We start from the raw sequence: 25,973 nt of genomic DNA, 5'->3' as shown, positions 1-25,973 counted from the left end.
CAGCATCTCCGAAATAGACAATTTTAGATATTTAAAAATATTTTTGAATAAATATAGCATTAATAGCCAAATTTTTATAGGCTATTAAGTTTCTCTAATCCGAACATTAGTCAATGCCCATGTGGTCTTAAAAGGACTTTGCGATCCTTTTTTCAAAACCCGTTGTCGTTTGTTACGAAGGCGAATGTTTTGGTAATAACCTCGATCGGGCCAAATCGTACGGTAACAATATCTGACTTTATCAGGAGAATAGGTTTAGCCTCTTTTTTGATATGCCAGTAAAGTGATATCGGATATACATCATCTTGTAAAATGGATTTTCGTCGTGAAAATGTTACTTCGTCGAAGTGGGATAGTGGCATTTTCGATTTACAGAGCAATGGCGTATCCTCAATCACCTGACCGAATACCCGTAATAGTTTTCGAAATGATGAATAATCAGTACATATCGTGGAATCTATTCCCACGGCATTCAGGAAACTGGACAACTCTTCTTGCAACGAAGCGATGAATGAAAGCTTTGCTTTGAGTGATGGATGACTGTCTATATTATAATCAACGCGGACTTCGGCATCGACAAGGAAGTCGTTTAGCTCCCGGAGGAAATTCTGAACATACGGGTTGTCCAGCTGGCTGTGCAGGGTCCAGTTGGCGCACATGCGCAAGTTCCAGTACCCATCGATATGCTGCTGTTCAATGTATTTTCTGATTTGAGCGAGCAAATAAACACATTCTGCCTCAGACTCGATCCCTTTGGTTACGAGCACTGAAATCTTTTCTAAGATACTTTCTTTCATTTTGATTTGAATGAAATATTTTGACTAAGCAAAGGCTTTTTGAAAATTCTAAAATAACACGTTAGGTTTTGACAGTTCAACATATTCTATACTCCGGCTCTCATCGACGTCTAAACTAAGTTCGAATTCAACATCAACATTGATGTCCCCGTAATGAAAATACGGTTCATCGTCATCTTCCGGTTGATGTTTCATGAGTTCGATGGCAACATTGCAAATTAATGTTCCTGTAACATATAAAAGACTATCGATCGCCTCGTATTCGATATCCTCAACACTTTTCAATTCAACATCCCCAACAAAGTATAAACCTCCTACTAATGTGATTTTAGATAAATCGTCTTTGACGAATGCACTTGCTTCTAATCCGTCTAAATAATAACGGATTTCGTCTTTTATTTGCTTTAGATTATCGTTCAGCAGCTCCCACGTGAACTGAGGATTACGTTTGGCACTTTCAAGTACCATGACAATTTGTCTTGTCGGCTGAATGTCTAAATTACCTTGATTTTCAGTTAAAAGTGATTTTGTCGAGCTGTAAACTTTTAATGCAATATCTACTTTGAGATTGGGATGCAATTCTCCATCTTTATCGCAAAAATCTTTATGGTTATTTGTCAATAGACAAGAGTCTTTTATTTTATTATTTTTTATGTAATGCACGTAGGAATGCCAGATTACAGAATCTTTGAATTCATTTTTATTGTTGAAAAAAGGTGCCGCTTTATTTAAACATAAGTTAAGGATCTCGGGAAATATTGTGGGATCAGTTTTAACGCTCACGAGAACCTCTTCTTCGACTAAATTGTCATAAAAAGTCTCAAGATGACGGACCAAATTATCCCGGGTCAGGTCAGATAAATCCATAGAGATTTCAGCCGTTTTTTTTAACTGGCTGTGTGCACGCTTAATAACATTTATGTACTCTCTTACCCTGATTTTGTGTCTTTGCAGCAATTCTTGAACTACGACATCGGAAAGAAAAAGCCTGATCTTTCCCTGCTTTGCATACTCAATAAGTATTTCATTTTGACTCCTAAAATAGGGATCGTCGTAAAGAATGTTTGTATCAATAAAGACGTGCAAAGGATTCATGTAATAGTTTTTTGCAAATTAGCGATTTCGAAAGTATGTTACAACTGCACTAGGTATAATACTTTTTACGTTAAATAATGAAACTCCCAGAAGAGTTGTGCTAAGTTTACTTCACAGGTTGCGTAGAGCTTGACTAGCGGAAAATGTAACCTAACATGAAGATTTGGTTTACCTTAAAGACGATTCCTTTCGGCAGCATCACTTGTCTTCCTTTTACTCGCTTTTACATTTCGATTTCCAAATTTATAAGCAAAGCTTAATTGATAAATCCTCCCTTCATAAATATTACGTGTTTGCTGATTAACGTTTAAATAATGCGCTATTGTTAATCTATCATTTGATTTAAATAAGTCACTTACACTAAATTTAAGGTCAAAATTCTCTTTAATTTTTACACTAACGCCAAGATCTACCGTCCAGTACGGACGAATCTGATATAATCCGTATGCATCCGCTGCTGCGTAGTTAAACGAGATAAAACTATTAATGTCCTTATATAATTTAAAAGATTGTTCAGTGAAGAATTGAAGCAATGTTCCTTTATTATTTCCAAAAGGAGATAAATAATTTCTATAAGAAATATTAAAAACGTTATACATTTCCCACCAATTATTTAGTTTAATCGGAATGGTTGAATTAAAACTAAAGGCTCTATATTTAGCTAAATTTTCATATCTCTCAATTGCAATTCCTGAATTGTCATCTTGTTCAATTACTTTTTGAAACTCATTTCTTGAATCGGTATAACCAACAACAAAAGTGATCCGTTTATTGTATAAAAAAATCAAATCTGCAGTTGTTGCTGTGCTGGGTTTAAGATAGGGATTACCACTTGAATAATCATATTGATCTATGTAGAAAAGGAAAGGGTTTAGATCTTTATAATTTGGTCTAGTGATTCTTCTGCCAATTGAAAATTTTAATAAATTTCGACCAGAACTGAACCTTTTTGTGATACTCAAGTTAGGAAATAAATTTCCATAACGATTTTGAAAGTCTTTATTAGTTGTAGAAAATAATTTTGAATCATTGATAGTGTACTCATAACGTAATCCAATTTCTCCCGAAAAAGTTGGATCTATGGTCTTCGAGAAACTAGTATACCCTGCAACAGTAGATTCCTTGTATCTATAATCGCTAGACTGAGCTTCGATATTCGACCATTCGTTATTTATCAAAGAGTCCTTGTTAAAAATGTTTTTAGTATATATATTGCTGAACTTACTTCCGAAACTTAAGACTCCGCCAAAGAGATCTTTTTCTAAATCAATTTGAACCGTTCTAATATCAGTATTTGTAGGATTACTAATCGAAAACTTTGTAAGAAGATTCATTTTTCTGTCGAGCATAGAATAGCCAGTTTTCTGAGTATTTCGATAAAAAATATAATCACCTAATAACGCCAAAGTTCCCCCTTTTATTTTTTTATTATAATCAAAATTAATTGTTGTCGTTTCGATATCCTTTGCTTCATTTATAGCCCGATCAAATGTATTATTTATTCTCTCATCTATTATAAAGTTAGTAATACCATCAAATACATTTTTATTATTTGAAGAGTTCAGTCCTAAATTAAACCCGACGACATTATTTGAATCTAGATCGTAGCTTACTCGCAATTGGGGGTTGACTCCTCTTGACTGTGAAATAATCTTCATTTCTTGGTTAATAATCTGGGATGGAAGGCTCCTTTCATTTATATATGTCTGCCCGCTTTTGTTGAAAGGAGTATTTAATGAAAAGGTTGTCTTTAGTTTGTTCCGTGAGAAATTTAAGTTGACATTAGGTGTGGTTTTAAAATAATCACCATAACGTAATATCCAACTTATATTACCAAAAATACCGTCTGATAAGTTTTTTTTTGTAATTATATTAATAACTCCACCATATCCGTCAGCATCATACTTAGCTGGTGGATTTGAAATTAATTCAATTTTATCAACTCTATTTGATGGCATATTCTGGACAAAACTTAACGCTTGTTGATTGTCAATACCTATTTTCTTCCCGTCAACCAGAATAAGTACATTATCCCGCGCCATTAGGGAAACAGTTGATCCATTAACTATTACACCGGGCGCTCTTTTTAAAAGGTCAGATGTATTTGCCGTATTTCTCTCTGCTGTTTCTGTTATCTTCATTACGACTTTCCCGTTAACAAAATCAATTTCGTTTTGCTTTGCACTAACCTTTACAGTGTCTAGTTTAAAATTCTTTTTTTCAAGGACTACATCGTCCAAAATCATCGTGTCAGTGGGAGAATTATAATTCACCTCTATTGTTTTATCATAATATTCCAAATGGGAAAATTTAATCTTGAGATCATTAACTCCAGAGGTTCCAGATGATTTATAAATCACAAGGAAACTTCCGTCACCTTTTGACGAACTGACTGCCGCAGGTTCTTTTTCATCGCCTATAAATAATTTTACGGTCACATTTTCAATTCCAAAAAATTCTGACCCCGCACTCTTATTGCCGACGTTTCCGACAACTATTTGATTCGTTCTATAATTTTGTCCAAACAAAAAGCCGCTAGAAAAAATTAAATAAACGACAAATATAAATTCTAAAACTCTTGGGGAACGTAAAAATAATCTATTCATCATACGGTTTGGGCAATCTCCCTGGTTGCTCAACCTTGGGATGGGCTATTGGGGGGACCAATTTGGTGCAACAGTGAGCTACAACCAACGCGGATACCGGACCAACCTTACGGCAGCCATCGAGAATGCGGTGGAATATGAAAAGACACCCGGTCAATTCGATGCACAGCTTTATGGCCGGTTTTTCAAGAAAAAAGCCGAATTAAAGCTTAATATGGCTAACCTGTTGAATAATTGGACGATTTTTTACCGTAACTCGGAGTTAATGACCGGTGGTGACGAAGGTGGTAATTGGGTACCCCATAAGGGAGACAAAAAGTTCAACAGGGAAGACGGCGACACCATCATGTACCGCCGGAAAGAAGGGCAACGCATCAGCTTATCGTTAACTTATAATTTTTAATTGCAAAAAAAATGAAAAAAACAGCAATTGTTTGGTGGATGGCCCTGCTGACAGCCGGGTTATCTTCCTGTGAAAAGGGGGAATATACGAAATCATATCATACGTTTGTGGATGTCTACTTTGACGCTACGGCAACGAAGCTGACATCGGACGAAGGCCCGACCGTCGCTTTGCGATACAACGGAAACCAAGTGGACTGGGACTTCAGTCCCGGCAGGGTGAGGGTCGTAGAAGGTGAGGGAACTTTCGAGTTTTATGACAAACGCAGCAATAAAGTGCTATGTGATACGACGATCGATGTCCTACCTGGTGAAAAGCAGAGGTATTCACTATTTCAGCCTACGATAGGCGCCGCCGTCACATTTATCGACCCGGATGGGCAGGCCTCGGAGGAAGCTGCTCCGGAGGGTCATATCAAGCTGAGAATCGCCAATTACGCGCAGGATCTGATCCCTTTTGCACAGACCGACATCAAGGTGTTTGTGAAATACTCCGACGAAGAATGGAATGAGTATTTTGCCGAGGTGGGTACCATCCGAAACGTGAGTACGAAGATTGAGAAAGCCGCCTTCGTAACCTTACCGACAGGTGTTCCCGAAGACGGACTGGACGCTCAGTATTATTTTGAATTCATGGATAGCGCAACAGGCCAGACGATACTTGATCATGGCGGCTCAACCTACCGCACCAGTGCGTTCTATCCAACCTATCCGGATCCGGAAAACATCAAAAACGTATTTACCATTTACTTAGCCCCCCTGAAAGCCTGGGGTGAAGCCCCTCCTTTTATCAAAAAAGGAGAAGATTTTTACGAAATAGCAATCAACGTGCTGTATGCGGATTAGTAGCCATTATATAGGAACCGCTTAAAGAACTCAAAAAGCAGGTACAGCCGCAAAGCTGAAATAAAGTATTTCTCTCGGTGCAAAGAAAAATAACAGATATAAATGCAGGTGCTGAAAACGCACCTGCATTTATTTAAAGAAATGATGCCATGATATTAATTGATAAAGCCATCTGGATTTTGTGTACGCTGGATATGGTCATTATCCTATTAATATCCCTTGTCGATAAACAGCTGGGAAAGATGGATAAACAGAAGAGCGACAGTCGACTATGATAAAATCATACCTAGCAATTAGATGAACCAACAGAAGAATAACAATTGCAATAAGAAGAATTGCGTATGCGTGGAATTCCCTGCCCTGTTCTAAAGGTTGGTCTTTATTTACACATATGTCTATATCTTATCTACCGTAGCATTCTTTAGCCACCTACGTTCCTTTCATTTTTCCTGTTGCCAAACAGCCGTACTTACTGGCTACAGCAGGCCTCCCAGGGATGAACATGCTGAACAATCCAGCCCATGCAGATTGTCCATACTGACATTTCTTAAAGCAATATTTAAAGCGGCAATAGATAACTTAATAATTAATTTACATTACATCAGTAGCTTTGTAGTAATCAATCATATGTTATGAGGCATGAATACTGGTTTTAGTTTTCACATGAGGCATACTGTATGGGCTCTCTTATTGCTGGCTCTTTCCGCCTGTAAAAAGGATGGCCCGGAGCCCGACTATCCTGCTGGTTCCAACCGGTATATCAACGATTGGATACTGGACAGTATGCAGGTTTACTACTATTGGAATACCAGTCTGCCGAAAAATCCAGATTTAGACAAATCCCCACTAAATTTCTTTGCTGCACTGAAAAATCCTCAGGACAGGTTTTCGAGACTATACAACGCCTCCGTTTCGGAAAGCTTTTATCCTTCACCCGTGCATAGCTTTGGTTTTGAACTGATCCTCTACGAGAATACAGGTGGGGACGTACAAGCTACAGTGGCATTGGTCGTTCCGGGGTCGGTCGCACAAAATGCAGGAGTACAGAGGGGACAGACCATCAACCGGATCAACGGCACCCAGGTGACAGAAAACAATATACAGGACCTGATCCGAACATCGGTCGCACAGCGTACTATAGCACTTGAAATCGCGGGTGCGGGAACGATCACGCTCAGTGCCGGAAGCATTTCCGAAAATTCGGTCTATCTGTACAAGGTATTCGATGATATGCCAAAACCAACGGCCTATCTGTTTTATAATTCATTTGACGGTCGTTACCGGCAGAATCTACAGCAGGCCTTCGCAGCTTTCAAATACGCCGGGGCAACGGAGCTGATCCTTGATCTGCGTTACAATGCCGGAGGGGACGTAGGTGTGTGTGCAGCTCTTGCCGCTGTCCTTTCCAAAGTGAATGCAACCGATTCCTTTCTGGAATACAGGGGAAATAGCCACGCTGGCACCCGTAAGGAAACCTTTGCCAAGACCATTTCCAAGACATATAGCGGCACCCCGTTTTCGTTTACAGAACTCCAAAACATGCGCCTTTCGTTGGATAGGGTATTTATCCTGACCGGCGGGCATACCGCTTCGGCGGCCGAATTCCTGATCAAGGCACTTAGGCCATATACGGAGGTCATACAGATCGGTGAGAGGACCTTAGGCAAGGATATGGCATCGTTCAGTATAAAAGACAACAACTCAGGCAAGAACAATACGTGGAACATCGAGCCTCTGGTATTCAAGCTGTATAATGCCCGTAGCGAAGGGGATTATCCGTCAGGACTTGAACCGGACATTGCCAAAAACGAGCTTAGCAGTACATTGCTTCCGTTGGGCGATCCGGATGACCCGCTGATCAGGGAAGCACTAATTAGGATCGGCGGTCGTACTAACAAGGCCAACAGAATGACCAAGGATGGCATACCACGTATACGCTATGATTCAAGGGGAGCTTCGGACCTGAATACCAATTTTATCATCAAACCATGAAAACAACAATACGAATAAAAATATAATAAGCAAATGGGGCTTTAAGAAATTAATGAAGAGTAAAACCTAAAGATAGATATGGAAAGTCTAGACATCAATACGATCAATGAACTCAGGAAAGGTAATCAAAAAGCCTTTAATTTGGTTGTTGATAAATACTATAAAAATATATGGCTGTATTTTTTTAAGAAGACCAATAGCCATGAGATTGCAGACGAGCTTACCAACGATACCTTTAACCGCTTATGGGATTACCGCAGGAAGATCGATGCCGATCAGGGTGTCGAAGCCTATCTTCGGCAGATTGCCTATGGGATCTTCCACAACTGGCTAAAAAAGTACGAAAGGGAAAAAAAGCAGATGGCCGAATATTCGGCCGACCATCTGAAAAATGAGCCTGCGACTGATGGAGAGGATGCCCTTCACGCCCGGATGGATCTGGCGACAGTAGTTGACAGGCTAACAAATGTCCTTCCGGAAAAACGTTGCCAGATATTTTTGATGTCGCGCATGCATGGCATGAGTTACGAAGAGATTGCACACGAGCTGGCGATTAGCAAGGCAACCGTAAGGGACCATCTCGTAAAAGCAAAAAAGACAATGTCTGAATTGGGTGGTTTCTGGAAATTCCCGTAAGTAAAAATAGCGATAACCTCACTATGGGAACACCCCAGGTTCCCTTTTTCTGTCATTACTATTTCCCTCCCTTTCATTTTCGTTGCCCTTCTTAATTCCGGGACTTTTTACTCCAAAAAGCACCTTTAACAAAAGCTTAATAGTGTTAACAGAAACTTAATACATAGGTTTTTGTATAGGTTTTAAAATTGAAAAAGCATTTATCTATACCCTTAAACAGCTACTAATCAACGCTATATTAAACATCCTGTTATAGTTTAACCGACCCTGATTTCTCCATTTTAAGAAAAAAAGCCGCCCTTCACAAAATCAGTCCCAATTTACGAGCAGACCTCCGCCGCCATTTTGGTTGTATATATTATTAGAAGCCGGTCATAAAATCTTTTACCGGCGCTAGATAACAAATGGATAATAATAGAAGAAAAGAACTGTTACAAAAACTTGCCGATGGCACGCTGACCCCGAGTGATGAAAGAGAACTCCGGGGTGTGGACGATCAGGGCAAAATAAGCCATCCGTTCGACGATGGGGAGCCCGACCTGGATATGTATACCGACATGAAGGCACCTCCGGAAATGGAGGAATCGCTGGCTCGGTTCAAAATATCCCATGCGGCTAAAGTACGCCGGGAAAGACAACGCCACACAATCTATCGCATAACTGCCGGGATGGCCGCGATGTTTCTGCTATACTTTGGCTTTACACAATTCAGCGACAGGATTTTCTTTACGCAAGCCCCAACCTTTGTAACAGTCGAAGTGAAAAAGGGCACCGTAAAACAGTTCGTGCTTCCCGATGGCTCAATGGCGACGGTCTCTCCGGGTTCCGTATTGCGTTATCCGAAGGACTTTGCCAAGGACGAGCGTAGAGTGTACCTAGATAGAGGGGAAGCTTTCTTTGAGGTCACAAAGAATCCGGATAAACCGTTTAGGGTAGAGGCTGGTGAACTCGCGACAACCGCACTGGGAACCTCCTTTACAGTGCAGTATGACCCTTTGACGAAGCGTGAAAAAGTGAACCTCTACACGGGCAAGGTATCGGTAGAAGCTGTAAAAGAGAACACTAATATATCATCTGTAATACTGACGCCGGGCAATGCTTATGAATACCGGTCCGGTAAAGTGATAATGAGCAATTTTAAAGCCGATAATGGCAATCCGGTGGCGAAAGGACTTCTCTTTGATGAAGTTCCTTTTGAAGAAGCGATGTACAGGATCGGAGCATGGTATGGTATCTCGCTCACACTCGATACGACGGCTACTCAAACAAACAGGATCAGCGGAGATTTCAACAACAAGGGCATTGAGGACATATTGTCCATACTGTCCTTTAGTTACGAGCTCCGTTTTACCAAAACAGACAGTTTAACGTATAAGATTATGAAAACCACAAAATAGATATACATCACAAATAAAAAAGTGCCGTTCGGGTAAAACGGCACTCTAAAAAGCGGATTGCGCCCCGCTGATAAATGTTGATTTTTAAAACAAAAATTTGTAAAAACCTTACGAAAATATGCAATTCTATGTACTTATCCTAACGGATGCTTTAAAAAATACAGTCAAAAACCTACTAAAACTAAGCATGCTCTATGTGCTTCTGCTGATGGCCACGCCGCTCTTTGCACAGGCGTACAGCCGTATCGGAACTCCGGTAAGCATACAGTATAAGGGGCAGGTCAAAGCCGATGCCCTATTCAAGGAACTGAACAAACAGACAGGCTATCAGTTCTATTATGACAGATCAACCGTGGGACAGGTTCCGTTGGACGGTATCAGGTACGAAAAGAAAACATTAGGCGATGTACTCACGGCATTGAACCGTCTAGGCTTCGATTTTATGGTCACTGGAAAAGATGTTGCCGTAAAATACGCCAAACCAAGCCAATATGAGCAGGCATCCTTACGTACCCCGGTCGTAGAACGTCAACAGCCCGGACGTATAGGGGGCAAGATCGTCGATGACCGGGGCGAGGTACTGATCGGTGCTTCCATCAAAGTGTTACAGAACAATCAGGCTATGCAGAGTTCTGTGGATGGTAGCTATACATTCAGCGTAGCTCCCGGCAGTTATACGATCGAGGTCAGCTATATTTCCTTTCAGACCAAACGTATAACTGGGGTCAACGTGAAAGCCGGTGAACTGACCAGCCTTACTATTGTCCTGAACCCATCTACCAGTACATTGGATCAGGTGACTGTAACCAGCAGTTTAAAAAAAGAAAGCGTTGCTGGCTTATACGCCCAACAAAAAAATGCAGCTTCGGTAACAGATGGTATCTCTGCCGAACAGATTGCCCGTACCCCGGACAACAATATGGGACAGGTGCTAAAAAGAGTGAGCGGTGTAACTACCGTGGACAACAAATATGTAGTGGTACGTGGATTGAGCGAACGCTACAATCAGGCGATGATCGATGGGGTAACACTTCCGAGCACCAACATGAACCGCAGGAATTTCTCCTTTGACGTATTGCCGCAGGAACTGGTGAGCAATGTAGTGGTGAATAAAACGGCTACGCCCGATATGTCGGCCGAATTTTCCGGCGGTCAGATTTCGGTAAATACAATGGACATTCCCACACAAAATTTTACCACCATTAGTATAGGTACGGGTATGAATACCCAAAGTACCGGTAAGGATTTCCTGATGCTGGGCGAACGCAAAGGCGGCGATTACCTTGGACTGAATAGCAACCAACGTAAAGAACCAACTGGTATACAGTCTTGGTACTGGCACACTGGGGTCAGCACACCACCGTTGGGACCTGGCGGGGATTATCCGGCAGATATGCCTTCAGATTTGGAATTGATTCCGGGATCAGGAACTTCTTATAGAAGCCTAGATGCCATAGCGCAGAGCAAACGTTTAGATGCTTCCGGACTGTCGGTTAACCGTTACAGAGCTGTGCCTTTCCAAAATGGTCGCTTCGCCTTGGGACGTGTATACGATCTAAGCAATGAACTCCGCTTTGGTTTTTCGGGGGGTGCAACCTACCGTAATCAGCAAACCCTTGTCAAATTCAATAATGTAAGGGGAAACTATGCTGACCCTACAGTGAACTACATGGATAGTACGGAAAACGGTTCCGGCATGTCCTATCGGTTTAACAGTACCATAGGCGCCGCCCTGAATATCGGGTTAAAGGGAGAAACGTTCAAGATAGCTTTTAAGAACTTGTATTCCCGAATCTTTGACGATAATTTCAATGAAGCTTATCGAATTAATTATGGTGCGAGCAATGAATTCAAGTTTCGAGAACAGTTTCAGGATCCGCAGTCTACTTGGGTCTGGCAGCACAAAATGGAAGGTGAAAATCTGCTTGGCAATACCGGTGTAAAACTGGTTTATACCCTAGGATTAACCCGTATCGGACAACAAGTACAGGATCAACGCCGGTTAAAGTACAGACGTTCTGCTGTTATTGGAGGAGTTGAGTATTTCCAGACGCCAAATCTATATGATCCCAGTCAATTAGGAGGCAATTACGATTACCGTATGTGGACCGATGTGAAGGAAACCGATTACAATTGGAGCCTATCTTTTATAAAAGATTTCATACTGGGAACAAATATCAAGAACACAATCAAAATTGGCTATAGTGGATGGGACAAGCACCGCACATTAGGTATGACCAAGGTTATACCATATACAAGTTTTAGGAATATAGACAATCCTATTGAAGGTGGTTATTGGGATGTACTTTCGGCCGATCGTGTCGGTGCAGGACAAGGACAAGCCTATTACTGGGCGGAAAATCTTAATGGTCCGACTTTCGATGGAACTATGGGCACCCATTCACCTTATATTATGCTCGACCAGCGCTTCTTTGAAAAACTGCGTTTGGTATACGGTGTCCGTGCCGAGCATTATAACCTAAGCAACAGGCAAGAGGAATATATCACCCGACGATTCGGAGAGATTGACGATAATTGGGCGGAATTCTCTACGACAGGAGAGAAAGATTGGCGCCTGTTACCTTCGGCCAACCTGACGTATAGTCTGACTTCAAAGATGAACTTAAGAGCTGCCTATAGTAAAACCGCTATTCGCCCCGACTTTAGGGAAACAGCTTACTTCGGTTTCTATGATTATGAACTGGACGCTACAATCAGCGGTCGCCAATTGGTATCTACTATCGTTGACAACTTTGATATACGCTACGAATTTTACCCGACAGCAGGTGAAATTGTGTCCATATCCGGTTTCTATAAAAAGATGAAAGATCCCATTGAACTCGTTTTTGCACAGGAGGGTCAATATCGTTTCCAAAACCAATATAGTGCAGTCAATCATGGAATAGAATTGGAGTTTCGTAAGTCTCTGGGCTTTATAGCCGATAAATATTGGTTAAATAACACTACAATCTTTGGGAATGGTACTTGGCTGAGATCAAAAGTTGAAGCCCAAGAACAACCTATGCCGGGAGAAAACATTGAGACAAAGCGTCTTCCCAGCCTGAATCGACCACTATATGGACAAACACCATGGATTGTTAATGGAGGTATTGCCTATCAAGATGATACTTATGGTTTTACAGCTAGTTATAATAGATCTGGTCACCGCAGTAACACGATTAACATTAATCCAGCAGCTATAGAGTATGAAAAAGGTCGCAACATGGTGGACATCCAATTGAGTGCAAAGGTGTGGAAACGAAAAGCGGAAATTAAGTTCAATGCTAGTAATTTGCTGGATGAGTATATCACATTTTATAGGAACATCGATGCCTACGAAAACATAAACAATGAAAGTGGGCAAACAGAAGGTTGGAACCTTAAAAAAAATAACACAACAGCATTCGAGCCGGAAAAAGGAGATCGGGCGACATATCGTGCCAAAACAGGAAGGAACATGTCATTATCATTTACATATAATTTTTAATAAGAAGCTTTAGTTAACATTTAAATAGAACGAAAGGAGGGTGAAAAACAGAAAAAGATAACAGACAAACCTCGGAGAAAAGAAAAAGGGCGAGAACAATAGTTGTTCAACGCCCCTTAGCAATTGTTCATTGTAAATTTGAAAACACAATATTATGAATAAAATATTTAATTTTAATAATGCGACCCAAAAACTAAACGAATTTACGGGCGCATGTAAGGAAACCTTCCAAAAAATTGGAAAAGGCTTTCAAAAAAGAGTAAAGCTAGTATCCACAGGTGCAGTTATAGCTTTAGCAGCATTGACAGTCGGTTGTGAAAAATCACCTGATGCAGGGAATTTTGATCACTCAACTTCAGCTGGTGCATTGGCAAACTTGACTTGTGCAGATACGACGTCTATTCCAGTTGATGCTAATGGTATAATCACGATTCCAAAATTAACAAAAGACAAGCTATGGAAGCTGAACGGTGTTTCGTATGTGAAAGATGGTCAAACCTTGACTATCGATCCGGGTACAACAATCATTACCGGTAGGACGAAAACCTACAATGATCCCGCATTTGGTCCACAGACAATCGCTGGGGTATTGGTGGTTGCGAAAGGTGGAAAACTGATTGCAAACGGTACCGCTTCAGAACCTATCGTATTCACTTCACCAAGCGCAGGTGGATGTGGTTCAGGATGTAGTACAGCAGGAAAATTTGGAGGTATCGTTATCTTAGGTAAAGCGACTACTAACCGTACAACGGCAACTCGTATAGAAGGTATCCCTCAACCCACAGGTACAGACATCACTTATGGTGGTCCTGGAAACACCTTAAATGGTGACAATTCAGGAAGTTTGAAATATGTGCGTATCGAGTTTCCTGGTTACCGATTAGATGACGACAATGAAATCAATGGATTGACATTAGGTGGAGTTGGTACTGGTACTTTGTTGTCACATATCCAAGTATCTTATTCGGCAGATGACGCTTTCGAATTCTTCGGAGGTACGGTTAATGCTGATCACCTAGTAGCTATTGGTACTGATGATGATGACTTTGATTTCGACCACGGTTATACCGGTACTATTAACTATGCAATTGGATTGAAAGATCCGGGAACGACAAACAGCACTAGCGGAGCTAATTCAGACTCCAATGGAATCGAATCGGATAATGATGCAACTGGATCAAACGCATCACCTGCAACAAAACCTGTACTACGCCATCTTACGCTGTTAGGTTATAACAATACGTCGACAAAGTTGAGAAACGGTAGCCGTTGGAGAAGAGCGACTGGAGTAGATATTCAGTATTCTATTATCGGAGGATTCCCTACAAGTGGCGCATTGTTTGAAAGTGCGGCTACAATTGCTGCTGCAGCTGGATTTACAAATAATGTTGTACATGGTTTTACCCCTTCTACAATTTTTGTAGGGGCATCACCTGCAGGTAATGTTTCTGGTTCAAACGCTACAACAAACACGTACTTGCAATTAGGTCCTGCATTAGGCGGAGCTCCATTCTTTACTTGTGCAACTGCTTCAAGCTATAATCCTGCACACTTAATTCCAAGGAGTAGCTCACCTGCATTTGGAACAGCATCGACTTATAAAGGTGCGTTACAACCTGGTGTAACTCCATGGACTGCAACCTGGACTAATTTTGCTCCGGGTTTCTGCTGTAACTAATTGTTTAATTTTTAAATAACATAGAATATTTGATCAAGGTGGTGTTTTCATACCGCCTTGATTAATTAATAAACAAAAAATGAAGATTTATATTTACAGAGGAATTTTAAGTTTATTGATTTTAATGGGTTTCAATTCCTGTAGGAAGTATGACTATGATAATGGCATTACGACCTTTGGGGAAGTTTTCTTCTTGAGTCAAAATATAGTAAGCGATCTGAGTGTGAAAGTTAATAACACTACGATTGACTGGCAAGCCGCAACGGGAAGGATTAGAGTACCCGAAGGAAAGTACACTTTTATCTTTTATGATAAATCCAGTGGTAAGGATGTGGGGGAGAAAACAGTAAATGTTGTAGCTGGTAGCCCTGAAACATATAACCTTTTTCAGCCTACTGAAAATGATCCTGTAGCGTTTCTCAATCCCAACGGACAAACAAATGAAGAGGCTGCCAATGATGGATTTATTAAACTAAAAATTGCTAACTATGCAGGTGATCTGATCCCAGACGAACTAGATATAGTTGTACTTGGACTAAATATGAGTATGGAAACCGTTGAGTTGGTTACTCTTGAATCTGTGACAAATAATATAGGAGAGGAACAATATAGACAGGTTCCAACTGGAGGAAGTGATATACTGGCATATACGTTTAAATTCCGGAATAGGAAAACACAATTATTTGTAAAAAACCATGGAGGTGACGATTATTGGAACCAAAATCTATTTATTTATCCCGAATCAATGTCCCCTATTCCAGAAAAAAGAGTTTACACTATTTATCTTAGAGCAATTGAACAATGGGGTGAATTCCCAGCTTTTATCAAGTCAGGAGATAAATATTATGACATCAATCCAGAGATACTATATGCTGATTGAATTATGTATAAAGTAGCAGGCAAGTTTTGCTGAACCTTTGATTGAAAGGGAAAGGTCAAAATATCTATTAGGCGTATCCGACGGATTTAATTATGGCTCTATTCCGTCGGTTTGCCTAATACATCTAATTTAACGGCTTTGAAAAGAAATTAAATGCCATGATCATCGAAACTATGACCGATAGAGATATAGTCCAGCAGATGGATTTGGATATGCCCGAGGTGAGGAAAAAAGCTACCGAGAAGCTTATCTTCGTCGGGTTTCGGCGTCAGATCATCAAAGCCACAACGTTCCCGGTAAGTGCCTCACCCTTTGTGGTAACCACTTCCCGCAGGAACAGGTGGATTGTAATCCTTAGGGCAAGAAGCAGAAAGGAAAAGAAAAGACCTACCCTGGATCACTCGACATTTGTATGTATGGCCCCATTTCAGGAAGGGATTTACGCCTTTGTCTATAGTGCACTGTTTAGACCCGACGAGGGACATAAAAATGTAGGTCTATCCATATTCAGACCTCATTTCTTTGCCCGGTACAAGCTGCGATATGAGCTCGATGAAACTGGAATTGACCTGATCGGGAGATATTTCGTTCGGAACAACAGTCTCTATAGGGATTTTCAATTGCCCTACACGGACGATGTCCCTATGATAGGTCGCAAAGTATATGCTACAAGCGAGCAGGGCATTGCGCTGGGCGAGATAAAATCCGATACAGCTGTGCTCTTCCGTACCTATATCAGTTATGACATGATGTACGATGGACAGGTACCCGAATTTACCCGAAGCGAAATCCTGAGACAACAAGGGATGAGGAAGTATGAGATACAGCAGGAAAATTCGTATCCGCAGGGAGTTTGGAATACCCCATCGATAGATAATGAATGCGAAGAATGAATGAATTTTACTTTTTTACTTTTAGTTTTTCCCTGCCTATGAGAAAATGATACCTAATAAGATTAGATGAACTAACAGAATAACAATTGCGATAAGAAGAATTTAGCGTGCACACACTTTCCATATAAGAAAACTGGAAATTTTTGTAAATAGAACGGGATAAGTAGTGCAGGCCTGCATATGCGTGGGCTTGCCTGTCCCGTTCTATGGCATTCCAGTTCCTCTTAAACAATGGGCAATCCCCGCGCCTATGTAGGTCGGAATAGCAAACAACGTTGGGTGCTGGACATGGTAACCTCAATACGCAATACTTAATACTATGACTATAGGCTGTACACAGATGCATCCCGTCACATTGGCGGCAATCATCATCGAACTTATGATCCTTGGCGCACAGTTTGCGCTCTATCTCCAGCGAACCCATGACAGGACAAGGCTGGGATATATCATCCTGCTGGTCATGCTGATCGGGTTCAATGTCGCTAACGGGCTGTTGCCCGATCCCAGCTATGATATGCCCCTCTACCTCCAGCACATCATCGTCAATACCGCCGGATTTATCATTGTATCCTATTTCCCCTTTTATTTCTACAGGGTATTTGGGCTGGAGAAACTCCGCTTCCTGGCCATATACGGTGTACCGCTCTTTCTCATATTGCCCTATGTTTCCTTTTTTTTGGTGGGGCTGACATGGCACCAGGACATAGCCTTCACCCACCGGTATGGCTACCTCGCATCGACAGCCTATTCACTGACACTGCTCATGGCCATAGGGCGCTCGATCCGCGTTGGTTATCGGAAGCAGCGCAACCTGAGCCTTTACCTTGAAGAGCTTTTGGCCTACTTGGCCATCATGCCATGGGCATTCCTCGCCCCGGTGGTCTATTATGGTTGGGGACAGCTGACCGAGACGCTGTTCACCAACCTGGGTTTCCTCGCCCTCAGTGCCCTGCTCCTCTACCGCTCCGTGACCCTGGGCCGTGCCGACCAGCGCCAGCTGGTCAACCTTCGCCTGCTCGCCATGGATACCGAGGTCATCACGGCCAACTGTTTGCGCAATATGCTCTCCCCCAGGGAGACCGAGATCGCCATCCTGCTGTGCCACCGCCTCACCCGGCGCGAGATCGCCGACAAGCTCTTCATTTCCGACCGCACCGTCGAGAAGCATACCGAACATATCTTCCTCAAAGTCGGCGTCAACTCCAGGCAGGAGCTGCTCATCAAGCTCAACACCCCATCTTCGTGATAATAAGATGTAAATTATTAACATTAAATTAATATTCACATTTCGTAAAAGCTACGTATTCGAATACGGACAACCTGCGATTCGTAGGTCTGGCAGCATATCCTACATTTGAAATTTCCCTTTCCGAAGGTCGAAAAGGGATGTGATGACACCGTCATGCTTTGTGAAGAGCACAACGGTGTCATTGCCTTTTGAAGAACAGATTATTAACGAAAACCATCGAACAATGACGAGAAAGGACACGGAAACGCTGTATGCTGGTATGCTCGAACAGCTGGAAACCATTAACGGATCGGTCAAGGGTCATATTCAGAACCTGACCGAATCGCTTTACTGTACGGTATCTGCACTCAACCGATTACGGGAACTGGTACGTACGCACAAATTTCCCAACGATGATGCGGAGATTGATTTTTTCAAGTACCAGAAACCACATGTACATTGCTGGCACATCTATGTAATCGAAATACACCATATTCTGGTAGGTGTTCCGGTCGGCACCGATAAGGAAATCCGGGATTACTATACCGATGAATTGGGTATTATCAACAGGTTTTTCCGCAGGTACCCATTCCAATACCAATACTACCTGGCTGACGAAAACGCGATGGACGAAGATTTTTTCCTTTGCCGGAATAAGGAAGCTTTCCCTCCCGGACAGGAAGACCAACACTATGAAAACAGTTTCTCCACTAACCTCGACTTCCTTTTCGCCAAATTCCGCGCCTATGAAATGCTTCGTGATGCCATCATACGTCGAGTACGGCTGTTGTACCAACAAACTGATAGCGCCTTTATGTCGGAAATGATGGTAACCAAGAGGCGATGGTGGTCGGGCGACAAGGTCGAACTCATAGAAATCGCCTATGGTATTTACTATACCCACCGGATCAACGGAGGAAGGGCCGAAGTCGGGGATATTGTCGAATGGCTGGAAGAAAGCTTGAATGTCGACCTTGGGCAGGCCTACCGCATGTTCCTGGATATCCGCAGGCGAAAGACCGTCAGCTACACCAAGTTCCTCGATGAGATGCGTGAGGCAATCCATAAGCAGATCGACGAAGCCAATAGCTATAAAAAAAGTAAAAAGCAGGGGCTCTCCATATAGAAACTGCTCACCTATGGAAAATTCATTACATGCATTCCTGCGCATTATATCGGATGGTAGGCCATTGACCCCGGGATTTATGACTGAACTTTATCCGTGTACCGATTGTGTGAGATACCGAAAGGGCGAATATTGGCTCGGCAGGGGAAGAAGGAATCCCGAGATCGCTTTTATAATGGAAGGCTCGGCCATGTCTTTCCGGTTTGAAGAAAATACACAGAACGTAACCAATCTCTGGAATACGAACGAAGTGATTATCGAAGGCAGTACATTGTTGCCCACAAGGCATCAGGACGACAGGGTGATATTCCTGGAAGACAGTGAGGTGCTCGTATTGGCTGTACGGGACATCGAAAAATTACAGGCAGAATTTGCGGATGCGAGGTATCTGGTGAACCAGATGATGGTAAAGAATCTGCTACGGATGGAAGCCCTGTATTACCTCATGAAGTTCCAGCCGCCGAAACTGCGGCTGGAACACACGATCGAAAAATACGCAAAGCCCTTTAACCTGCTCACCGCTGTACAAAAGGCTTCCTATCTGGGGATTTCCAAACAGTCTTTTTACAACCTGCTATAAAATCAAATGGAATACGTACAAAAATAGACAGATAATAGTCTAAAATTGGACGATAAATAGTCTAAACCAAGCCATTTTTCTACTCCCACCGGCGCTAACTTTACCTCTGTAAATCAATCCCGTGGATGCGCAATAATGTCATGGCATCAACGGCATAAAATAAAGGTACGAATGGAAACGAAACAGCAGCACTCGACGAACACCGCCCAAGCTCCCCTTGGAGCGGGACGCTTTAGGAGCTATGCTCCATTGCTGGAAAAATTCGGCATTCCATTTACCCTCCGGAAACCTTGGCTGTTGGTAGGTAAAGCTGAATATTATGACCGATGGAACATCTGCCTTTCCGTCTGCATCAAAGATGCAGAGGCTATCTTCAAAAGCGTACTCCCAATATTAAAAGAGCGCAAGGCGGCTTTCAGCATGATAGCTGACCAGCTACAGCATAACCGGATAAACAACCATGCCTTTCCAACACCTCTGTTTGGAAAAACGTTACAAATTTTTACGGATTCGCCGGATATAGCCCTCGGACTCGCGACAGAGCTTGCTAAGGCAACAGAACAGTTTAGTGGAATTGTGATCCCCGGTGCCGTCAGACTGGGAAGTATCGTTTATGCCACGTTTAGTGTCAGGAATCCGGAATTTAATGCCGGAGATCCGAATAGCTTGCCTTTCCGGTTTGCTACAAATCATCAACCATCCCCATTTCCTCCGACAATGATCTGGAAGGAAAAGCAACCCAGACGTTTCCTGAAAAAGCGCTATTTACCCATTAAGCTGATCCGGTCAAGTCCTAAAGGTAATATCCTGAAAGGACTCGACCTCTATCAATTGAAATGGGTGTTCATCAAGCAGGCTAATGCCTGGGCAAGCGAAGATTTCCAAGGCCGGGAGATGCGGGACCGGCTGTTGTGGCAACAGGAAGTAGCCAACGCCATAAGCGAATGGGTTCGCACGCCAAAGGTCATGGATTTCATGGATCAGGACGGTCTTTCTTACCTGATCACCGAGTACATGGAGGGCACAACGCTCGAATCGCTCATCCTTTCCTGGGATAGTTCCGACAAGCGGCTACAGCAGTTGCTTACGTATTATCAAGAGACGCTTGTTTTTGTCGATAACCTGCATAAACTCGGTTACGTCCACCGGGACCTGACCGCCAAAAACATCCTTATCCACGACGACCACGTATACCTGACGGATTTTGAGTTAGCGCACCGTTTGGACGATACCACTACGGCTCCTTATGTCAGTGGAACTATTGGGTATATGTCTCCTGAACAACAGCGTAGCATGCAACCCACCGTTCAGGAAGATATTTATACCCTCGGCGCCCTGCTTTATTACATCATAAGCGGCGAAAATCCGAAAGCCTTGGTTCCATATGACGGGTTGCAACTGGAAGAACGATTGCTTAGGATCGACGCTCCGGAACCGCTGAAAACTGCCGTAGGCAAGTGCATGGCACGGATGCCGGAAGACCGTTGGACGCTGGAGCAGCTGATCGGCGCTGTTGATCCGTTGCTCCCCTCACCGAAAGAGCAAAAAAAGACGCAAAGACGAAAGTCATGGCAACAAATCAAACGGAAACTGGCATATTCCGGCATCCTTGCTTTGCTGGCAGCGATCACCGTAATTGCCCTATGGCTGGCCAGCGATGAACCGAACAGCCGCAATAATGGCTTTAAACGGGTTTACATCCATGGAAATCTGGCGCCTTTCCTTGAATTGACGATCCCGGAAAACGTGCGATATCTTGCCGGGCGACGCGGGGACAGCCTGTATTTTTCCACCCTTACGGCTGGGGAGATCTTCATTGTCCATCAGCCTACAGGCCGGACAAAAAGGCGTTTCCTGATTGCCGATGCAGCGCTCCGCAGCCGTTTACACGGCTCCAATATGGTCGAGGCAAACCGGTTCGGCTTGACACTGTATGACGGCAACAACCGCATGATTGTTGAAGAAAAGGACGATGGCACGCTCCATGAACACCATGTACCGGAACTGTTCACCAGGGCAGTACGTATTTCCCAAAACGCAGTAGCGTTAAGGAAATTCAAACCGGGAGAACGCGACCAGTACCTCTACCGGTTTGACCTGATACAGGATACCGCCCTAGATGAAAGCCGGGTGACCGATCGGGTAAATGATGGGGGGTTGATCACCGGAGGCATGCTGGATTTTGATACCGATAACGGACATGGCGTATATGTTACGCGCTACGCAAACCGGATTACCCTACTGGATACCAGCATGCGCATTTTGGCCACTGGCAATACCGTAGGCACATTTTCTAACTATACCTTAAAAAGCCAAACTGTAACTCGTGCTGGCGGAGCCAAGATTACCAACGCCGGACCGGCCTATTACGTCAACAAAGCCGTGGCGATCCATGACGGACACCTTTATGTGAACAGTTATGTAAAGGCCGACAATGAAACCGCCGAACAGTTCAGGGACAGCAATGTAATTGATATTTACCGCATGAACCCGTTAGAGCCGCAACGTTACCTTGGCAGTCTCCGGTTGCCCACGGAAAAGAAAGACCGCGTACGGAATTTCCGGATATATGATAATACCCTTACCGTACTTACTCCCAGAAAACTAAGATTATACCATATACCCGTAACTACAACTAAACCCACATCCAGCGAATCATGAAAACAACAACAGCACATACCGTTTATGCATTGACCCGCATCTTTATGCTGCTCTTCCTCTATTCGGCAGCGGTGAAGTTTCTGGAATTCGGTGAATTTAAGAGTGAACTGGCCAAGAGTCCGTTTCTTCATCCGATGGCCGGGTTTATGGCGTGGCTGGTGCCCGGCTCGGAATTGGTGATCGGCATTTCGCTCATTTTCCAGCGCACCCAGCGGTTTGCCCTGTACACGTACTTCTACATGATGGTTGCTTTCACGTGTTACGTATACCTGATGATGGAAAAGGCTTACTACCTACCATGTGCATGCATGGGAATAATTGACGACCTCGGGTGGGAAGCGCATCTGATTGTCAATATCATAATCACCCTATTGGTGTTGGTGGCTATTTTATTGGACAGCGGGAAATCCATCAAACGGATCGACAGGATCTCGATTCAGGACAAAGACGTTTTTAAGAAATTAACAATAATAACCCCCGGATGGCTGAAACCGTCCGGTCATCCGGGGGTAAATTAATAAAGACGGATTTTTAAATAACCCAAAATACTCACGCTATGAAACTAAAACGCGTAGTAACTATGTTTACCGCCATAGTGGCTGTAGGCACTGCACTTGCTGGGACCGCAGGTGCTAAAAATTTGTTGGTTGAACAAGGTTGGTATACCAATCAAAGTGGCAGCGGAAGTCCTGAAGCTACATCGACAAGTGCCGCTGAAAACATGTGTCCGGACGTAACGGATGAAACTTGTTTGTACCACTTTGATGAAGGGGCATCGACTCCCGACAGAAAGATCAGTGGACAATTCAGTAGTTAAACACTATTGAAACACTGTAAGTAACATGTGTCCATCAAGGTTGTCGGATTGGATTATCCCTCCCATAGACGAAGTGTCTAGGGAGGGATAATTCTATTTGATAACCAAAACCTTACAGTTTCTCTTTTGTTTCTCAAGTTTTAAGCCATACCTCTCCAACGCCTTCATCAGAGACTGTCTGGAATAGATGTCCATCAGACTTACATCAATATTTTCTGTGATCCCTGTTTCATTTATAATGGGTAGCCTTTGCTGCGAAAAGTCGCCGGTATAGTTAACGCCAAACTTTCCTAAGGAACTAATTAATGCCGATAGAGGCAAATTTGTAAGTACAATTCGGTCATTGACCTTAACATCCCTTGAGGGCTCTGCCCCTTTACTGAGTAATCGTTCCGGAGATTTAGACGTTAAGACAAGACAATCGACCATCCTTTCCTCAAAACGCGCATTCAACCCGAAGAAGTTCTTCAGGTCCCGTTGCATGTATTGGTAGCGGAGGGCAATATCGGCTCTATGAGGCGGTAAAATTACTCTGTAACTATAAGTATGTTTTACCCGCCAATCTTCGTAGTCTTGCTTGGTTGCCCCAATCGGGTAGTCAAGATTCTCATTGGGGTTTTCAATCAGAACCATATCTTTATAAGCACTGTTTAGACCAAAGTAGGCCATTCGGTAAAGTGCGATAACCGAGTAATTTCTGAATTCTAAAAAACGGTTTTCATATCCCTTCCTAGAGAAATCGGCCCCTCCGGTGATCCGCCAGTCATATCCCGATATCTGCGATCCGTATTGTACTGTGCTATCAATAGAAATCGTTCTTACATTCATTGAACCAACGTCGATGCTATCGACTACCATGCCCCTGAGGTCAAGCATTTTCAGCGAATCGTCTTTTTGGTAAAGTGTAAAAGGTAGTTTCCTTATCAAACGCTCGACACTTTCCATATTTATTGACGTTCCATCGGTAATCGCATTTATTTTATGGTCCGAGTCTATCAAAATGTAATGGGGGATTTCGCGGTGGGGAAATAACTTTCGTACCGTGCTGGACGGTTTGCAAAGAACCGTAGGAAAAGGGAAGTCAGTCCTATCTTTATAGAACATCCGGATTTTTTCCTCTTTATCCGAACTTAACAGAATAATCTGCAGATCATTCTTAAATCTTTGTTGGATATCCATTAGCTTGGGAAAGGCAGCGACACAGGGTGTGCACCATGTAGCCCAAAAATCAAGCAAAATAGCCTTGCCTTTATAATCGGATAGCCGAATTGTATCCCCTTCGAAATTGAGGATATCGCTAAGCAACAGTTCTGGAAGCGTGTCACCGACAGCCAATGGTTTAACATCCTTTATTTCCTGCCCTTTAATATTGGGACACTGCATCAGAAGTAGAAGATACAGGAGAACAGTTTTATATGTTGTGGTATATTTCATAAGATCAAACATTTCAATGTTTTCAATAGCCTGGATTTTGGGTTAAATTCTGGTTTGTCAAAAGCTGATTCAGCGGTATTGGCCAGAACTTATCAGTGGATTGCCAGCTATTGCCCTTTAATGGACCAAGGATGCTATCGGCGCGGCCGGTCCTTTTTAAGTCAAACCACCGATGTCCACCCCAGTCGTTAAATAATTCAAGTCTCCTTTCGTTTTCAATGGCGAGAAACACCTCTTCGTAGGAGAGGTTGGATGATAGTGGATTTGCGGTGGCTCGTGCCCTGATCGTATTCAAATCACTCACGGCGCCCAACAGATCGGAAAGGTGTAGCCGAGCTTCGGCTCTTATCAGAAACTGCTCGCTTACGCGGAATATCACGGTGTATTCAGTTCTTTCAGCGACCGGCGCTGACCGTTCCTTATATTTATGCGAAAAGAGGTAAGGGCCTGCATCCTTTACTCCTATCCACCTGTTTTTTCGTTCGTCTGTAGATCCAAAACTACCGTATAAGTTTTGTGGGAGTGGATAGGTGGGGATAGTGGCATTGGTTAGTGATGAGGGAATGTAATAATAGCCCGGGGTGTTTGCTGTAAGTGATGTTGCGGGGAAAAGCTGCCATATCGTTTCTCTACTTTCCTTTTTAAAAACCTCATCCAGAGTGGGCAACGGCAGGAATTTCCCTGATTCTATAATCTCCGTAGCTAGTTCGGCCGCCTTCTCCCATTGCTGCTGATAGAGGTATACCCTCGCCAGCAAAGAGGCGGCTGTCCACTTGTGGGGTCTTGTTCTTGCGCCCGCGTGGTCATCGGCTTTCAGAGCTCCCATGGCAAATTCCAAGTCCGAAACAATCAGTGCATAAACCTGAGATGTTTCAGTCCTCGGCATTGATTCATTCACACGATAATCCGTATTGATGGTTAAAGGAATATCTCCCCAGTAATTTACCGCGTGGAAGAGAAGGAACGCGCGAATAAATTTTGCTTCACCGGTCAGTGTTTCTTTTGCTGATACGCTGATTCCTGAAGAAGCTGCTATGCCTTCAATAGCACTGTTTGACTGGTAAATGTGTTTATAAAGATTACCCCATAACGAGTTTAGTTCCGAATTGTCAACTTGAATATTGTTGTCTCTGAATTGGATTATAGGATCCGAACTTCCGCTGTAATCCAATTCATCAGCACATAAGCCTGTTAGCCGTCCTTGAGAAGCCACAAATCCAAGATTGCTATACATCATATCGCTGTAAATACCGATTATTGCCAACGATGCGGATGTGCTGTCCGAGAAAACCGATCCGGTCTCAAGTCTATCATTTGGCGGATCAATAGCCAAATAGCTTTCGCAGGATATCGTAGCAAAGATTGATGTAAAACAAAGGAGCATCAAAGGGTATGTTTTTAGTTTCTTTTTCATAATC

21 protein-coding genes are annotated in these 25,973 nt (G+C 43.0%); 16 read left to right on the top strand and 5 right to left on the bottom strand.

Features of this window, described 5'->3' with window-relative positions; translation table 11 throughout:
• Nucleotides 1-152 precede the first annotated feature (152 nt).
• From B4Z90_RS13325 to B4Z90_RS13315, 3 genes are all read right to left on the bottom strand, one after another.
• Complete coding sequence (locus B4Z90_RS13325; protein ID WP_286802483.1) at nucleotides 153-797, bottom strand: hypothetical protein; 645 nt, start codon at nucleotides 795-797, stop codon at nucleotides 153-155.
• 48 nt (nucleotides 798-845) lie between these two features.
• Nucleotides 846-1,892 (bottom strand): PIN domain-containing protein, encoded by a 1,047-nt coding sequence (locus B4Z90_RS13320; protein WP_286802482.1) that lies wholly within the window; start codon nucleotides 1,890-1,892, stop codon nucleotides 846-848.
• 173 nt (nucleotides 1,893-2,065) lie between these two features.
• Nucleotides 2,066-4,501 (bottom strand): TonB-dependent receptor domain-containing protein, encoded by a 2,436-nt coding sequence (locus B4Z90_RS13315; RefSeq protein ID WP_286802481.1) that lies wholly within the window; start codon nucleotides 4,499-4,501, stop codon nucleotides 2,066-2,068.
• Between the two features lie 37 nt (nucleotides 4,502-4,538).
• On the opposite strand from B4Z90_RS13315, the gene B4Z90_RS13310 reads away from it, so the two are divergent.
• From B4Z90_RS13310 to B4Z90_RS13235, 16 genes are all read left to right on the top strand, one after another.
• A complete protein-coding gene (locus B4Z90_RS13310) occupies nucleotides 4,539-4,901 on the top strand; it encodes a hypothetical protein (RefSeq protein WP_286802479.1) in 363 nt (120 codons plus the stop codon).
• 218 nt (nucleotides 4,902-5,119) lie between these two features.
• Nucleotides 5,120-5,746, top strand: a complete 627-nt coding sequence (locus tag B4Z90_RS13305; protein ID WP_286802477.1) for a hypothetical protein — start codon at nucleotides 5,120-5,122, stop codon at nucleotides 5,744-5,746.
• Nucleotides 5,747-5,895: 149 nt separating this feature from the next.
• Entirely contained in the window at nucleotides 5,896-6,021 is a 126-nt protein-coding gene (locus tag B4Z90_RS13300) for a hypothetical protein (RefSeq protein WP_286802476.1), read from the top strand.
• Between the two features lie 388 nt (nucleotides 6,022-6,409).
• The gene (locus tag B4Z90_RS13295; RefSeq protein ID WP_286802475.1) at nucleotides 6,410-7,738 is read left to right on the top strand and encodes a S41 family peptidase; all 1,329 of its coding nucleotides are present in this window, start codon (nucleotides 6,410-6,412) and stop codon (nucleotides 7,736-7,738) included.
• A gap of 78 nt (nucleotides 7,739-7,816) precedes the next feature.
• Nucleotides 7,817-8,374 carry an RNA polymerase sigma factor gene (locus B4Z90_RS13290; RefSeq protein ID WP_286802474.1) on the top strand — a complete coding sequence of 186 codons (558 nt, stop codon included), beginning with the start codon at nucleotides 7,817-7,819 and terminating at the stop codon, nucleotides 8,372-8,374.
• Nucleotides 8,375-8,931: 557 nt separating this feature from the next.
• Nucleotides 8,932-9,771, top strand: coding sequence for a FecR family protein (locus B4Z90_RS13285; protein WP_286802472.1), 840 nt, complete (start codon nucleotides 8,932-8,934; stop codon nucleotides 9,769-9,771).
• A 118-nt stretch (nucleotides 9,772-9,889) separates the two neighbouring features.
• On the top strand, nucleotides 9,890-13,258 hold the full coding sequence (locus B4Z90_RS13280) for a TonB-dependent receptor (RefSeq protein WP_286802471.1): 3,369 nt from the start codon (nucleotides 9,890-9,892) through the stop codon (nucleotides 13,256-13,258).
• 154 nt (nucleotides 13,259-13,412) lie between these two features.
• Nucleotides 13,413-14,936 (top strand): hypothetical protein, encoded by a 1,524-nt coding sequence (locus B4Z90_RS13275; protein ID WP_286802470.1) that lies wholly within the window; start codon nucleotides 13,413-13,415, stop codon nucleotides 14,934-14,936.
• 79 nt (nucleotides 14,937-15,015) lie between these two features.
• Nucleotides 15,016-15,816, top strand: a complete 801-nt coding sequence (locus tag B4Z90_RS13270; protein ID WP_286802468.1) for a hypothetical protein — start codon at nucleotides 15,016-15,018, stop codon at nucleotides 15,814-15,816.
• 158 nt (nucleotides 15,817-15,974) lie between these two features.
• A complete protein-coding gene (locus B4Z90_RS13265; protein WP_286802467.1) occupies nucleotides 15,975-16,709 on the top strand; it encodes a hypothetical protein in 735 nt (244 codons plus the stop codon).
• Nucleotides 16,710-17,049: 340 nt separating this feature from the next.
• Entirely contained in the window at nucleotides 17,050-17,955 is a 906-nt protein-coding gene (locus B4Z90_RS13260) for a helix-turn-helix transcriptional regulator (protein ID WP_286802466.1), read from the top strand.
• 226 nt (nucleotides 17,956-18,181) lie between these two features.
• Entirely contained in the window at nucleotides 18,182-19,063 is an 882-nt protein-coding gene (locus B4Z90_RS13255) for an RteC domain-containing protein (RefSeq protein WP_286802465.1), read from the top strand.
• 13 nt (nucleotides 19,064-19,076) lie between these two features.
• Complete coding sequence (locus B4Z90_RS13250) at nucleotides 19,077-19,643, top strand: Crp/Fnr family transcriptional regulator (RefSeq protein ID WP_286802464.1); 567 nt, start codon at nucleotides 19,077-19,079, stop codon at nucleotides 19,641-19,643.
• Between the two features lie 171 nt (nucleotides 19,644-19,814).
• Nucleotides 19,815-22,304 (top strand): serine/threonine protein kinase, encoded by a 2,490-nt coding sequence (locus B4Z90_RS13245; RefSeq protein ID WP_286802463.1) that lies wholly within the window; start codon nucleotides 19,815-19,817, stop codon nucleotides 22,302-22,304.
• Entirely contained in the window at nucleotides 22,301-22,822 is a 522-nt protein-coding gene (locus tag B4Z90_RS13240) for a MauE/DoxX family redox-associated membrane protein (RefSeq protein WP_286802461.1), read from the top strand. The genes B4Z90_RS13245 and B4Z90_RS13240 overlap by 4 nt, the downstream gene beginning before the upstream one ends.
• A 38-nt stretch (nucleotides 22,823-22,860) precedes the next feature.
• Nucleotides 22,861-23,121 (top strand): hypothetical protein, encoded by a 261-nt coding sequence (locus B4Z90_RS13235; RefSeq protein ID WP_286802459.1) that lies wholly within the window; start codon nucleotides 22,861-22,863, stop codon nucleotides 23,119-23,121.
• 93 nt (nucleotides 23,122-23,214) lie between these two features.
• Here B4Z90_RS13235 and B4Z90_RS13230 read toward each other — a convergent pair whose 3' ends face one another.
• Entirely contained in the window at nucleotides 23,215-24,555 is a 1,341-nt protein-coding gene (locus B4Z90_RS13230) for a redoxin domain-containing protein (RefSeq protein ID WP_286802458.1), read from the bottom strand.
• A gap of 22 nt (nucleotides 24,556-24,577) precedes the next feature.
• On the bottom strand, nucleotides 24,578-25,969 hold the full coding sequence (locus B4Z90_RS13225) for a RagB/SusD family nutrient uptake outer membrane protein (protein ID WP_286802457.1): 1,392 nt from the start codon (nucleotides 25,967-25,969) through the stop codon (nucleotides 24,578-24,580).
• Nucleotides 25,970-25,973 lie beyond the last annotated feature (4 nt).

Origin of the sequence: Sphingobacterium sp. UBA5639 (assembly GCF_002421245.1) — a bacterium.
GTDB classification, from domain to species: Bacteria; Bacteroidota; Bacteroidia; order Sphingobacteriales; family Sphingobacteriaceae; genus Sphingobacterium; species Sphingobacterium multivorum.
Note: the sequence above shows the minus strand (reverse complement) of the source record. Positions and strands in the feature narration are given on the sequence as shown.